The sequence below is a fragment of the Sediminivirga luteola genome (genome assembly GCF_014639315.1).
Classification (GTDB): domain Bacteria; phylum Actinomycetota; class Actinomycetes; order Actinomycetales; family Brevibacteriaceae; genus Sediminivirga; species Sediminivirga luteola.
The window spans coordinates 305,085-319,022 of the sequence record NZ_BMFY01000002.1; the positions used below are offsets into that span (position 1 = coordinate 305,085).

Sequence of the window (13,938 nt, forward strand, 5' to 3'; positions counted from 1 at the left end):
TTCTCTCCTTCAGCTCACGCCCGCCGGCGCGGCGGTCTCGGTGGTCTCTGCGGCGGGTGCGGGCGTCTCGAAGGCCTCCGGCGGCGGGCAGGAGCAGACCAGGTTGCGGTCCCCGTAGGCGCCGTCGATGCGGCGGACCGGGGGGAAGTACTTGGTCTGATACAGCCCCGGCACGGGGAAGGCCGCCTGGCTGCGCGGGTAGGGCTTGTCCCAGTCGTCGGCCATCACGCTGGCGGCGGTGTGCGGGGCGTTCCGCAGGGGCGAGTCCTCCAGCGAGAAGTCGCCGGCGGCGACCTGGTCGATCTCGGCGCGGATGGCGCGCATCGCCTCGATGAACCGGTCCAGCTCCGCCAGGTCTTCCGATTCGGTCGGTTCGACCATGAGCGTGCCGGCCACCGGGAAGGCGAGGGTGGGGGCGTGGAAGCCGTAGTCGATGAGCCGCTTGGCGACGTCCTCGGCCGTGACGCCAGTCTTCCTGGTCACCTCCCGCAGGTCGAGGATGCACTCGTGGGCCACCAGACCGCCCTCACCGGAGTAGAGCACCGGGAAGGAATCGTTCAGGCGGGCGGCGATGTAGTTCGCCCCCAGGAGTGCCGTCTTGGTGGACTCCACGACCTCCGGGCCCATCATCGCCAGGTACGCCCAGCTGATCGGCAGCACGCCGGCGGAGCCGTAGAGGCTCGCGGAGACCGGCAGGTCCACGGCGTCCTCCTCGCCGGAGACCAGGGCCGGATCGAGCGGATCGCCGGGCAGGAACGGCGCCAGATGCTCGCGCACCGCCACCGGTCCCACGCCCGGCCCGCCACCGCCGTGCGGGATGCAGAAGGTCTTGTGCAGGTTCAGATGGGAGACGTCGCCGCCGAACTCGCCCGGCTTGGCCAGGCCGACCAGGGCGTTGAGGTTCGCGCCGTCCACGTACACCTGCCCGCCGGCGTCGTGCACCGACTGGCAGACGCGGCGCACATCGGACTCGTAGACCCCGTGGGTGGAGGGGTAGGTGATCATGATCCCGGCTAGCTGCTCGGCGTGCTGGGCGATCTTGGCGTCCAGGTCGTCCAGGTCGATCGAGCCGTCCTCCGCGGTCGCCACGACCACGACCTTCAGACCGGCCAGGACGGCGGAGGCGGCGTTCGTGCCGTGTGCGGACTGCGGGATGAGGCAGACGGTGCGCTGTGCCTCGCCGCGGGAGAGGTGGTAGCCGCGGATGGCCAGCAGGCCGGCCAGCTCGCCCTGGGAGCCGGCGTTCGGCTGCAGGGAGACCCGGTCGTAGCCGGTCACCGTGACCAGGCGCGCTTCCAGGTCCTCGATCAGCTCACGCCAGCCGGCGGTCTGATGTGCCGGGGCGAAGGGGTGGATGGAGGCGAACTCCGGCCAGGAGATGGCCTCCATCTCCGCGGCGGCATTGAGTTTCATGGTGCACGAGCCCAGCGGGATCATGGTCCGGTCCAGCGCCAGATCCCGGTCCGCCAGGGTGCGCAGGTACCGCATCATGGAGGTCTCCGAGCCGTGCGCGGAGAACACCGGGTGGGTGAGGAAGTCCGTGCTGCGGTGCAGGTCCGGGCTGAAGCGGGGGGCGGGCAGCTGCGCCTGGCCGAAGGTGCCGCTGGAGGCGGAGGCAAAAGCCCCCTCGTCGATGCGCTCCCCGGCACCCAGCGCGGCCAGCAGGGCATTGACGGTGGCTGGGCCGTGCGGCTCGCCGAAGGAGACGCCCAGGTGCGTGCCGTCGACGCGGCGCAGGTTGAGTCCTGCCTCCTCGGCGGCGGTGAGGGCGGCATCGGCGGCGGACTCGTCCGCGGCGCGCAGCAGGACCGTATCGAAGAAGCTCTCGTGGACCACGTCGAGCCCGGTGTCCCCGTCGGCGGTCAGCGCATCGGCGAAGGCGACGGCGAGCCGGTGCACGCGGGAGGCGATCCGGCGCAGCCCCACCGGCCCGTGGTAGACGGCGTACATGCTGGCGACGACCGCCAGCAGCGCCTGCGCGGTGCAGATGTTGGAGGTGGCCTTCTCCCGGCGGATGTGCTGCTCGCGGGTCTGCAGCGCCAGCCGGTAGGCGGGCCGGCCGTCGGCGTCCTTGGACACGCCGACGAGGCGTCCGGGCAGCATCCGCTGGAGCTTCTCCCGCACGGCGATGAACCCGGCGTGCGGTCCGCCGAAGAACAGCGGCACGCCGAAGCGCTGCGCGGAGCCGACGGCGATGTCCGCGCCCTGGCTGCCGGGGTCCTTCATGAGGGTCAGCGCCAGCAGGTCCGTGGCGATCGTGACGAGCGCGCCGCGTTCCTTCGCCGCGGCGATGGCCGCCGCGTAGTCCTGCACGGCGCCGGAGCTGCCGGGCTGCTGGATGACGATGCCGAAGATGTCCTCGCCGACCAGGCCCTCGGTGAGATCGGCGACTTCGACCTGGAAGTCCATGGCCTTGGCGCGGACCCGGACCACAGCGATGGTCTGCGGGTGCAGGTCCCGATCGAGGACGATGCGGTGACCCTTCTTATTGGCACGGCGCATGAGGAGCACGGCTTCGGCGACGGCGGTGGCCTCGTCCAGCAGGGAGGCGTTGGCGATGTCCAGGCCGGTGAGGTCCTGCACCGCGGTCTGGAAGTTCAGCAGCGCCTCCAGCCGGCCCTGGGAGATCTCGGGCTGGTACGGCGTGTAGGCGGTGTACCAGGCGGGGTTCTCCAGGACGTTCCGGCGCAGCACGGCGGGCGTGACGGTCTCGTAGTAGCCCTGGCCGATGAGCTGGGTGCGCACGGTGTTCTTGGCGGCCAGGTCCCGCAGCGCCTGCAGCGCCTCTTCCTCGCTGAGCGCAGCGGGCAGGTCGAGCCGCTCGCCGGACTGGATGTTGGCGGGCACGGCGCGGGTGGCGAGCTCGTCCAGGGATGAGGCGCCCACGGCGGCCAGCATGGTGCCGATCTCATGCGCGCGCGGGCCCAGATGACGGTCGGAGAAGGGGCGGGGTGCGTCGCCTGATGCCGCGGCCGTGTGGGAGAGACTGCTCGGTGCCTGCTCGGTCATAAAAGGACTGTCCTCACTGGGAGTGGCATCCTCGTCAAGCCGGCTGACCGGAGAGGATGCGCGCTTCAAGCTTGCGTATCCTCCCCGCTCTGTCGAGGCGGCCAGGCGATATGCCGGCGAGCCTCTCCAGAGGAGCCTGTCTGCAGTGGTACTGGGCCTGAGAGTTTCCCGGGGAGGGGGTTGCACCTACGGCGCTCCTCGTCTTCCCCGGCTGGGTGCCGGGTAGGGCGCGGAGCTCTCCCACTGCAGTTCGTAACGGCGTCGATGTGTGTTCCAGCATACATGGCACCGGCCACGGGCGGAGCCCCCGGCGGAGGCATGATGAGACGGCTCACAGTGGAAGAGGATCCGGCGGCCGCTCACGGCACCGGTGGTCATCGTGCCTTCTGGCTCAGCCTTCTGCCCGGCTCCTGTCCCGGCACGTCTCACGATCCGAGCGGCCGGCCCCTCGTGGATTCAGCGCGTCCGCGCGCAAGTGGCAGAGGACCCTATTCGCACCCCCGGGGGACGGTTCGCGCCCGTGTGAGCGGATCGTTGCAGGGCGAATGGACCCGCAAAAGATGGAACGTCAATACACCGGTCCCCGCGGCGCCGGGCCGGATGCCGGGGCAGTGGCGCTGCCGGCCCGGTGGCGAGGCGGGGACAGGAAAAAGGGCGACGTACTGCCGCCGGGGAATTCTCAGTCCGCTGCCGCGGTGCGTTCGCTGTCCCGGTCGTCGGATTCGCCCCTGGCGTGGGAGTGCCGGGCCCGTTCGATGTCCGTCACCGTGGCGCGGCCGGACTGTTGCGGGGCACCGTGCCGGCGGACGATCTCCTGCACCGCCTGGGAGGAGACGTTGGCAGCGCGTGCTATCACCGCGAATGTGGCACCGGATTGGCGCGCCTTCACGATGGAGTGGATGTACGCCTCGTTCGCGCGCGCTCGCGCTCGGGCGGAGCGGCGCACGTCCGAGATCTCCTTCGCCTGGTCAGCAGAGAGCTGCTGCGATTTCCGTGCCATCAGTAACCTGTTCGTTCGAAAACGTGCGGAGCGGGCAAAAACACAGACGAATTGGGCACTCGCCTTTGTCGCATACTCCCATGCGCGGCGCACCACTATCTAGACGAGAAGCGAGAACGGCCGATGTCGTTACCGAGGTGTTGCAATTCCTATAAGCAGCCGAGACTTTGAAGCGTTAGAGTGCCTCGCCGGTCTCAGCATCTGGAACCGGACGACGGTCTCGTTCCACGGCAGGCGGCCATGCCCGCCGGACCGTCCGCACTATGGCCGAAAAGGTCAGGTTGATCGTGAATTCGCGTGCAACCTGACCTTTCCGGGTCAATCCGGCAGAGGGGACGAACGGGGCGGGCCGTGCCCGCTCAGGCCTTCACCGTGAGGACCGGCACGTCTGCTTCGAGCAGGATGCGCTGCGCCTGGCTGCCCAGGATGAACTTCCCCACGGCCGTGCGCTTGCGCAGGCCGATCACGATCATCGTCGAACCGTACTCCGCGACCGTGTCGTTGAAGACGCCCACGAGGTCGTCCTCATGGCCGGGCTGCAGCACCGTCACTCCGACGCCGGATTCGGTCCCGCGCGCCTCCAGCGCGGCGATGTCCTCGGCGGAGAGCGCCGTGACCCCGTCAGCCCCTCGCCGGGGCGAATTGATGACGACGACGTCCAGGCCGCGGAGCTTCGCCTCGGCGAAGCCCACATCGAGCGCAGCCTCGCCCTCGGGGGCCGGGAGGTAACCGATCACGATCGTCATGGCTCTATCTTAGGGAACTCCCAGACAACGGGCTCTTCGGGCCCGGAGCGCCCCTGGCCACCGCCAGCCGGACGGGTGCGCCCTCCGCCCGTGCCGCCGCCGCGCTGGCGGCCATCTGCAGGAAGCGACGGTGCAGGCGGTCATCGCCGGTGATCTCCGGGTGGAAGGACGCCGCCAGTATCCGGCCCTGCCGCACCGCGACGGGATGTCCGCCGTACCAGGCCAGCACCTCCACCCCGCTAGTGGTGTCCTCGATCACGGGCGCGCGGATGAACGCCACCGGACGCGGCGGCTCGCGGTCCGGTCCGATCTCCAGCGTCGCCTCGAAGGACTCCAGCTGCCTGCCGTAGCCGTTTCGCCTGGTGGTCACGTCCAGTCCGCCGATCCGGTCGAACCCCGCCAGCGCCTCCGCGTCGGCGATGCGGTCGCTGAGCAGGATCAGTCCAGCACAGGTGCCGAACACCGCCATGCCCGCGTCCAGGCGCGCGCGCACGGCCGGGAGCAGCCCCATCGGCGCCGCGAGACGCGCGATGGCGGTGCTCTCCCCGCCTGGGACGACCAGGCCGTCCAGTTCCTCCAGCTGCTCCGGCCGCCGGACGGCCACGGTGTCCGCGCCGAGCCGGACGAGCATGTCCCGATGCTCTGCCACAGCCCCCTGCAGCGCCAGGACGCCGATGCGCGGGCGCGCGGGCGCCCCGCTCCCGGGTGGTCCTGGCGATTCGGAAGCCGCCGCCGGGCCAGTGGCCCGGCGGCCGCTCACCGCGACTCCGGTACCCGCCCCGGTCGTCTCACCAGCCACGTTCGGCCAGCCGATGGGGAGCCGGGAGATCGGCGACGTTGATGCCGACCATGGCCTCGCCCAGACCGCGGGAGACCTGGGCGATCTCGGCCGGGTCCTCGTAGTGGGTGGTGGCGTGCACGATGGCGCGGGCCCGGCGCTCAGGATCGCCGGACTTGAAGATGCCGGATCCGACGAACACGCCGTCGGCGCCCATCTGCATCATCATCGCGGCGTCTGCGGGAGTCGCCACGCCGCCCGCGACGAACAGGACCACCGGCAGCCGGCCGTCCCGCGCGACCTGCGCGACCAGCTGGTAGGGCGCCTGCAGTTCCTTCGCGGCGACGTACAGCTCGTCCTCCGCCAGCGAACTCAGGCGGGCGATCTCGGCGTTGATGGTGCGGATGTGCTTCATCGCCTCGGAGACGTCACCGGTGCCGGCCTCTCCCTTGGAGCGGATCATGGCCGCGCCTTCGGTGATCCGTCGCAGGGCCTCACCCAGATTCGTGGCGCCGCAGACGAACGGCACCTCGAAACCGCGCTTGTCGATGTGGTGCACGTAGTCCGCCGGGGAGAGGACCTCGGACTCGTCGATGTAGTCCACTCCGAGGGCCTGCAGCACCTGGGCCTCCACGAAGTGGCCGATGCGCGCCTTAGCCATGACGGGGATGGACACGGCCTGCTGGATTCCCTCGATCAGATCGGGGTCGCTCATCCGGGCCACGCCGCCCTGGGCGCGGATATCGGCGGGCACGCGTTCGAGCGCCATGACGGCGACCGCGCCGGCGTCCTCGGCGATCCTGGCCTGCTCGGGGGTGACGACGTCCATGATGACGCCGCCCTTGAGCATCCGGGCCAGGCCGGTGTTCAGGCGCGTGGCCGGCTGAACCGGCGATTCGGGCGCGGCGCCGGCATCGGTGTGCGTGGTCTCGTCAGTGGCGGTCATGGTTCCTTCTTCTTGTCTGGAATCGCGGAGTACGGGCCGGCGCGCGGCCGGCGCTGTGGCCGGCCATGCCTCTGGCGTGCGCTGCGGCCTGGCCCCCTTAAGCGTGCTCGGGACAACTGGTCCAGGACAAGATCCAGTTCAGACGATTTCGAATAGACCAGTCGGATAGACTCGGGTACGTGCTGCCCCTGATCCTGGACCGCGCCTCGCCGACTCCGCTCGCCGCGCAGATCGCGGCCGGCATCCGTTCGCTCGTCTCCGCCGGAACGCTCACCGCGGATCAGCCGGTACCTTCCTCGCGCGCGCTGGCGGCGCAGCTGGGCGTGGCCCGCGGCACCGTGGTCGCCGCCTACGACCAGCTCATCTCCGAGGGTTACCTGGTCAGCAGGCCCGGTGGCGCGACCCGCGTGCACCCGGAGGCGGGTACCCTCTCCGAGTTCGGCTCCCGGCCGGGATCCCGGACCGATCAACTCGATCCCGCCGGGCCGCCGGCGCCCGCCTCGCCGGTCGTTCACCACGCACCGCACACGACCCTCCCGCCCGGCTCCCCTTGCGGGCCGCGCCGCCTCCGGAACGGGGATGCGTTCAGTCCCGCAGATGGCGGCCACCGCCGGACATGTCCTGGCAGCACGGCACACAGCGGCATGCCCGCGGCTCCGCATGCGCAGGCCGCCGCCTGGCCTTCGGGCGTCCCGGCGGGCCACCTCGGCGACCGCCCGGACACTCGAGGGCCGTCATCGATCATCGACCTGCGCCCGCATCGCCGCGCGGTCCCGCGGATGGACGATCCGGCCTGGCGGGAGACCTGGCGCCGCGCGGCCACGACATCGGCGAATGGCGCAATGGCTCCGGCGGAGGGATTGCCGGAACTGCGGGAGGCCATTGCCGAGCATCTGCGGCTCATGCGCGCGATGCGGGTGGACCCCGCCGAGGTCCTGGTCACCTCCGGCGCCCGGGACGGCCTGGCACTGCTGCTCATCGCACTGGGCGAGGACATCGCGCCCATGGCCGTGGAGGCACCCGGCTACCCCGGACCGCGCCGGGTGCTGCACAGGCTGGGGATGGCGACCGTTCCAGCCCCCGTGGACGCCGCCGGCGTGGTGATCCCGGGACTGCCTGCCGTGGCCCGCTCGCTGCTGGTCACCCCGAACCATCTGTTCCCGGCCGGCGGCAGCATGCCCGCGCCCCGGCGGCTTGAACTCCTCGCGCACGCCGCCCAGGCTGGTCTGCTCGTGATCGAGGACGACTTCGACAGCGAGTACCGGCACGTCGGGCCGCCGCTGCCGACGCTGCGCGAGCTCGCGCCGGAGTCCGTGGTCCACCTCGGGACCTTCAATCAGGTGCTCACGCCCGAGGCGGCGCTCGGGTACGTCATCACACCGCACCGGCTGCACGCCCCGCTGCGCGAGGCACGGGAGGACCTGGGATCAGGCGCCTCCCCCATCGCGCAGCGCGCGGTGGCCGGCTTCCTCACCTCCGGAGGACTACGGCGACGGATCACCCGGCGACGACGGGAACTGCTGCGCCGGCGCGCGCAACTGCTCGAGTCCCTGGCCGCGTGGCCGGTGGAGATGGTCTCGGGCGCGCACGCCGTGCTGCGGCTGAATTCGGCCGCGGAAGCCGCCCGTGTCGTAGACGCCTGCCGAGACGAAGGGGTGCTCCTGGGTGATCTCGGCCGGTACTGGAGCGATCCGGAAGGGCCCCAGCGCGGGCCCCACGGCATCGTCCTCAACGCGGATGTCATTCCGGAAGACCTCGCCCGGGCCGTGGCCGTACTGCAGGCAGCGCTCGACCGGTGACGCTTCGGAGGGCACTCATCGGCGCCTCCGGCCACGACCCGCGCCGTGGCGGATCACGCGCCTTCGTCGCCAGGGCGGCCGGCCTAAGAGGCGCCGATGAATCGCCCGGACGTGCGCTGCGCCGAGTTGCGCTTGGAACGAGGCGAGAACACACCCGCACGCGGTGTGCCCGGCGAACACGGTCCTGGGGTCATGCGCCCAGGGTCTGTGCCCTCAGTCCCCTCAGTTTGGGGTCGCCGCTCGCGGGGTCATGACAGGATCGTTCCATGAGTGCATCAGTAGCAGTCACGCCAGGCGGTCTGCGAGCAGTTCGACGGCGAACTCGTAGCCCCTGGCACCGGCACCGGCGATGACGGCCGTGGCGAGAGGTGAGACGAACGAGCGGTGCCGGAACTCCTCGCGGGCGTGGGGGTTGCTCAGGTGCACCTCCACGACCGGCAGGTCGATGGCCTTGAGCGCATCGTGCAGCACCACCGAGGTGTGGGTCAGCCCGGCGGGATTGATCACCACGCCCTGGTACTCGCCGCGCGCCTTGTGCAGCTCGTCGACCAGGGCTCCTTCCCAGTTGCTCTGGAAGAAGCCCACGCCGACGCCGAGCTCTTCAGCCCGCCGGCGCACGAGGGCCTCGATGTCCGCGAGCGTCTGGCTGCCGTAGACCTCCGGCTCCCGGGTGCCGAGCAGGTTCAGGTTCGGTCCGTTGAGGACGAGGATGTTCACTGCCACGGGACTTTCTCCTTCAGTTCGGGGCGCCGCGGGTGGGCTCTCTGCGCGGCGTGCGGGCGATCTCGCCGATGCCGCGGTGCAGACAGGGGCGCGTGGGTGCTACAGACGAAGCCAGAGGTCCCCGGCGGGGCGGCAGACTCCGCCGAAGGGCTCGAGCTCGGCCGTCAGCCGGGCCGCATCGACGTCCTCGGCGGGCACGACCGCATCCGTGGCCACCACGACCTCGAACTCGCTGGCCAGCGCACCGAGGGCGGTTTGCAGCACCGCCTGGCCGTCGTGGCCGGTCAGCACCACGCGGTCCACGCCGATGTCCTCCAGGCCCTCCGCGAGTTCCGGGACGCCCTCGAAGGCATCCGGCAGACCCGAGGCCACGATCAGATCGTCGGGTCCCAGTCCGATCGCCGAACGTTCGTACCCGCTCAGTTCCTCCGGCGGGCCGGGTGCCGGTCCGTCATCGGCGTCGAGCACCTGCACCAGCACACCGCCGGTACGGCGGACCCGCTCTACCAGCGGGGCGAGCGCCTCATCGGCGGCGCGGACCTGCTCGGAATCCCGGGGCGCCGGGTCCACGATCATCAAGGCATCCATGTCTCCAAGCATGCCACGCACCGGCGCCGGGGCACCGCGCCCAGGCCCTCAGGCATGCTCCGCAGTTCGCGTCCTCAATCCGCGGGGCGCGCAGGCGTCAAGGCCAACCCGGAACCCGGAGGTTCACGACACTCGAGATTTGGTAGCTGGCGACCTTCGAAATTTGGCACTAGGGGACCTTCGACCGTTTGCGGAGGTGAATCCGTCCGCCCACGCATGCGTCCGCATCGGGATTCGCCCGTGAGCCGGATCACGCATCGGCGGTAGAATGAACCACTACGAAACGTGCAGGGAGAGCCGGATGAGCAAGACGGGGCCGAAAGACGACATCGACGAGGCCAGGCTGAAGGTCACTGGGCCCAAGGGCAGCGCCGCCGGGCTGACGGCGGTGCGGGTCGCTCTGAGCCGCAACGTCGAGCAGGCGGGACCCTCTCGGACCCTGCGGTCCCTTGCCCGGCTCAACCAGCGCAACGGGATGGACTGCCCGGGATGCGCGTGGCCGGACCCGCTGGGACGCCGCAGCCCCGCGGAGTTCTGCGAGAACGGCGCCAAGGCAGTCGCCGAAGAGGCTACCCAGCGCGTCGCCGACCCCGACTGGTGGGCCGCCCACCCCATCGCCGAGCTGGAGAGCCGCACCGAGTACTGGCTCGGCCAGGCGGGCCGCATCACCCACCCGATGATCCTGCGGCCCGGCGACGACCGCTACCGGCCCGTCCCCTGGCAGGAGGCCTTCGACCTCATCGGCTCCCGTCTGCGTGAGGCAGACCCGGACGACGCGATCTTCTACACCTCCGGGCGGACGGCGAACGAGACGGCGTTCATGTACCAGTTGTTCGCCCGGTCGCTGGGCACGAACAACCTCCCGGACTGCTCCAATATGTGCCACGAGTCCTCCGGCGCCGCCATGAAGACCACTATCGGCATCGGCAAGGGCACGGTCTCGCTGGAGGACATCCACCATTCCAAGCTGGTCTTCGTGGTCGGGCAGAACCCCGGCACGAACCATCCGCGCATGCTCTCCGCGCTGGACGAATGCCGCAAGAACGGCGGCACCGTCGTCTCGGTCAATCCCCTGCCCGAGGCGGGGCTTCTGCGGTTCAAGGACCCGCAGTCACTCAAAGGCCTGGCCGGTGAGGGTTCGGTCATCTCGGACCACTACCTGCAGATCAAAGTCGGTGGCGACCTGGCACTCTTCCAGGCGCTTGGCCACCTGCTCTTCCAGGCCGAGGAGCAGAACCCCGGCACCGTCATCGACGCGGAGTTCGTCGCCACTCGCACGCAGGGCTTCGAGGAGTACCGGCGGGCTCGCGCGCAGATCGACTGGGAGACCACTGAGCGTGCCACCGGTCTGAGCCGGGGGCAGATCGAGGAGATCGGAGCGCTGCTGGCGGCGTCGCCCGCGACGATCTTCTGCTGGGCCCTCGGCCTGACGCAGCAGCCGCACTCGGTCAACACCATCCGGGAGATCATCAATCTGCTGCTGGTGCAGGGAAACTTCGGCAAACCCGGCGCCGGCGCATGCCCGGTCCGCGGGCACTCGAACGTCCAGGGCGACCGGACGATGGGCATCTGGGAGAAGCCCGGCGAGGAGCTGCTGGCCGCCATCGACAAGGAGTTCGGGATCGTCTCGCCCCGGGAGCACGGTGTGGACTCCACCGAGGCGCTGGACCGGTTCCAGGCCGGTGACGTGGACGTGTTCATGTCCCTGGGCGGCAATTTCCTCTCCGCGAACGCGGAGACCGATGCGCTGTTCAAGGGCCTGAGGAACACGGATCTGACCGTGTACATCTCCACCAAGCCGAACCGCTCGCATGTGGCGCACGGCCGCACCTCGATCATCCTGCCGACCCTTGGCCGCTCGGACCGGGACGACAAGCATCCCGGGGGCGCGCAGTTCCTCACCGTCGAGGATTCCATGTCGGTGATCCGCTCGACTCAGGGCCGCTTGAAGCCGGTCTCGGAACATCTGCTTGCCGAGCCGGTCATCATCGCCCGCATGGCCGAGGCGACCTTCGGCACCGATCACGTCATCGACTGGCGCGCGATGGCGGAGGACTATGACGTCATCCGGGACCGCATCTCCCGCACTCTCCCCGGCTTCGAGGACTTCAACCGGCGGGTCCGGCAGCGCAACGGCTTCGTGCTGCCGAACCCGCCCCGGGATTCTCGTAGCTTCGCACTCGAGGGCGGCCGGGCGGCGTTCACGATCAGCCCGCTGGAGTACCTGGAGCCACCCGAGGGCCATCTGATCCTGCAGACGATGCGCAGCCACGACCAGTTCAATACCACGTACTACGGGCTGGACGACCGCTACCGCGGCATCAAGGACGGCCGCCGGGTGATCCTCATCCACCCGGACGATCTGGCAGCCTTCGGTTTCGAAGACCGGGAGAAGGTGACGGTCATCTCCACGTTCGCGGGCACCGAACGGCGCGCCGAGGGCTTCCGGCTGATCTCATACCCGACGGCGCGCGGCTGCGTGGGCGCCTACTTCCCGGAGGCGAACTCCCTGGTCCACCGGAAGCTGGTCGCCAGGGAGTCCAACACCCCCGGTTTCAAAGCGGTGGCCGTCCGGTTCGAGCGGGAGGCGTGAGCGTCACCGGTCCTCCCGGGAGATCTCATCGCCCTGATCGCTCCATGCCGGCAAGGGCACCACGCATCCGCTGCCGGTCATCGACCCACCCCAAGGAGGGTGAGATCGTGCTGCCTCGGGCTCAGACCGGGCTGGCCCGGCGGATGAGTGCGTAGGAGGCGAGCGTCAGCACGACCGCCGGAACCATCAGCCAGCCGAGCAGGGCCATCGGCGTGAGACCACCGAACCAGCCCCACAGGCCCGACCAGCCGACATTCGTGACGGTCAGCAGAACGGCTGCGAGGATCACGACGATGACAGCGATGATGACCAGCCAGGTGTTCGTCAGGCCGAGCCGCTTGTAGAGCATCACGATAGTGAAACCGAGCAGCATCACGAACCAGCAGGCGGCTGCGGCAACGAAGCCGGTCACCCCGAGCCCCTGTGAGGTCAGATAGGGGATGGCGAAGTTGTAACCGTGGATACCGAAGCCGTTGGTGAGCTCCTCGGTCCAGGCGGCCAGGACGAAGGCGACACCGAAGCCGACGGACACCGCCGCGAAGGCTGCCAGCGTACCGGCCAGGAACACCTTGCGGCTGAAGCTCAGCGCCTGGGAAAAGGGGAAGGTGTGGCTGCCGACATAGGCGGCCATGAACGCCAGGCACCAGAGCGGCGCCTGCGAGCCGCCGGCGAACATGGGCTCGGCTACCGGGTCACGGTCGGTGGCCACGCCGTCCACCCAGAAGAAGATGCCCAGCGCGACCGCCCAGCCGAACACGAATACGATACCCGGGACGATGACCAGGTTCGGGGTCAGGAACTGCAGCCGGAAGGCCGCGTAGGTACGGGAGAGAGTCGAAGCCTTGGCCATGGTTCACGCCTCCTTGGCGGTCTCGAGAGTGGCGCCCTGGCGCGCACTGAGGTGCACGACGAGCTGCTGGAGGGAGACCGGCGCGATGTCCAGGTCGAGTTCCCGCGCCCGCGCCTGCTCGTCCGCGCCCAGGCCGCCCAGGACGGTGACCCGCACGAGGCGGCCCAGTTCTTCCCTGCGGAGGATCTCCCGCCCGCCGATGACGTCTTGGACATGGTCCCAGCGTCCGATCAGCGTCACCGCGCGTTCCCGGAGCTCGTCTGCGGATTCGTCCACGAGCACGCGACCGCGGTCGAGCAGGACAATGTGCTCGATCAGCGGTGCGATCTCATCGATCAGGTGGGAGGAGACCACAATCGTGCGAGGGTTCTCCGCGTAGTCCTCCAGGAGCCGGTCGTAGAACAGCTGCCGGGCAGCGGCATCCAGGCCGATGTACGGCTCGTCGAAGAAGGTGATATTGGCACGGCAGGCCAGGCCGATGATGACCGCGACTGCGGAGCGCTGGCCTCGGGAGAGCTTGTTGATCTTGGTCTTCATCGGCAGATGGAAGTCCTCGATCAGGCGCTGCGCCAGGTCCGCGTCCCAGTTGGGGTATGCGAGGGAAGCCGCGGTGAAGACATGCCCCGGTTTGGCGTCGTCCATGTACTTCTGATCCTCGCGGACGAAGCACATCCGCGGCAGCACGGCCTCGTTCTCGTGAGGTCGCTGTCCGAATACCCGGACCTCCCCCTCGCTCGGCCAGTCCTGCCCGGCGATGATCGACATCAGCGAGGTCTTCCCGGCCCCGTTACGGCCGAGCAGTCCGTGGATGGTGTTGGCTTCGAAGCTCACCGTGACGTCGTCGAGCGCTGCAACGCTGCGATGGCGCCGGCTGAGGTTCTTCACCTCGATGGCGGTGCCCATGGG

Annotated in this window: 11 protein-coding genes and 1 riboswitch; of the genes, 2 read left to right on the forward strand and 9 right to left on the reverse strand. The window is 69.7% G+C overall.

The window, feature by feature from the left end; all coding sequences use genetic code 11:
* Positions 1 to 9 precede the first annotated feature (9 nt).
* The 5 genes from gcvP to pdxS form a co-directional block, all read right to left on the reverse strand.
* Complete coding sequence (gene gcvP, locus IEW13_RS03185) at positions 10 to 3,009, reverse strand: aminomethyl-transferring glycine dehydrogenase (protein ID WP_188549466.1); 3,000 nt, start codon at positions 3,007 to 3,009, stop codon at positions 10 to 12.
* A gap of 136 nt (positions 3,010 to 3,145) precedes the next feature.
* A riboswitch (glycine riboswitch) is annotated at positions 3,146 to 3,262 on the reverse strand.
* A gap of 426 nt (positions 3,263 to 3,688) precedes the next feature.
* Positions 3,689 to 4,009 carry a hypothetical protein gene (locus IEW13_RS03190; RefSeq protein WP_188549467.1) on the reverse strand — a complete coding sequence of 107 codons (321 nt, stop codon included), beginning with the start codon at positions 4,007 to 4,009 and terminating at the stop codon, positions 3,689 to 3,691.
* A gap of 359 nt (positions 4,010 to 4,368) precedes the next feature.
* Positions 4,369 to 4,755, reverse strand: coding sequence for a universal stress protein (locus tag IEW13_RS03195; protein ID WP_188549468.1), 387 nt, complete (start codon positions 4,753 to 4,755; stop codon positions 4,369 to 4,371).
* A gap of 4 nt (positions 4,756 to 4,759) precedes the next feature.
* Positions 4,760 to 5,554: a pyridoxal 5'-phosphate synthase glutaminase subunit PdxT gene (gene pdxT, locus IEW13_RS03200; protein ID WP_373283535.1), complete on the reverse strand. Its 795-nt coding sequence runs from the start codon at positions 5,552 to 5,554 to the stop codon at positions 4,760 to 4,762.
* Entirely contained in the window at positions 5,544 to 6,479 is a 936-nt protein-coding gene (gene pdxS / locus IEW13_RS03205; RefSeq protein ID WP_268235164.1) for a pyridoxal 5'-phosphate synthase lyase subunit PdxS, read from the reverse strand. The genes pdxT and pdxS overlap by 11 nt, the downstream gene beginning before the upstream one ends.
* A gap of 179 nt (positions 6,480 to 6,658) precedes the next feature.
* On the opposite strand from pdxS, the gene IEW13_RS03210 reads away from it, so the two are divergent.
* Entirely contained in the window at positions 6,659 to 8,278 is a 1,620-nt protein-coding gene (locus tag IEW13_RS03210; RefSeq protein WP_188549469.1) for an aminotransferase-like domain-containing protein, read from the forward strand.
* Positions 8,279 to 8,563: 285 nt separating this feature from the next.
* Here the strand turns inward: IEW13_RS03210 and aroQ are convergent, their stop codons facing one another.
* The gene (aroQ, locus tag IEW13_RS03215) at positions 8,564 to 9,001 is read right to left on the reverse strand and encodes a type II 3-dehydroquinate dehydratase (protein ID WP_188549470.1); all 438 of its coding nucleotides are present in this window, start codon (positions 8,999 to 9,001) and stop codon (positions 8,564 to 8,566) included.
* Between the two features lie 99 nt (positions 9,002 to 9,100).
* Complete coding sequence (locus IEW13_RS03220) at positions 9,101 to 9,577, reverse strand: isochorismatase family protein (protein ID WP_188549471.1); 477 nt, start codon at positions 9,575 to 9,577, stop codon at positions 9,101 to 9,103.
* A 313-nt stretch (positions 9,578 to 9,890) separates the two neighbouring features.
* Here IEW13_RS03220 and IEW13_RS03225 point away from each other — a divergent pair, with 313 nt between their 5' ends.
* Complete coding sequence (locus IEW13_RS03225) at positions 9,891 to 12,182, forward strand: FdhF/YdeP family oxidoreductase (protein ID WP_188549472.1); 2,292 nt, start codon at positions 9,891 to 9,893, stop codon at positions 12,180 to 12,182.
* A gap of 121 nt (positions 12,183 to 12,303) precedes the next feature.
* Here IEW13_RS03225 and IEW13_RS03230 read toward each other — a convergent pair whose 3' ends face one another.
* Positions 12,304 to 13,032, reverse strand: coding sequence for a hypothetical protein (locus IEW13_RS03230; protein WP_188549473.1), 729 nt, complete (start codon positions 13,030 to 13,032; stop codon positions 12,304 to 12,306).
* A gap of 3 nt (positions 13,033 to 13,035) precedes the next feature.
* The gene (locus IEW13_RS03235) at positions 13,036 to 13,935 is read right to left on the reverse strand and encodes an ATP-binding cassette domain-containing protein (RefSeq protein WP_188549474.1); all 900 of its coding nucleotides are present in this window, start codon (positions 13,933 to 13,935) and stop codon (positions 13,036 to 13,038) included.
* Positions 13,936 to 13,938: the final 3 nt, after the last annotated feature.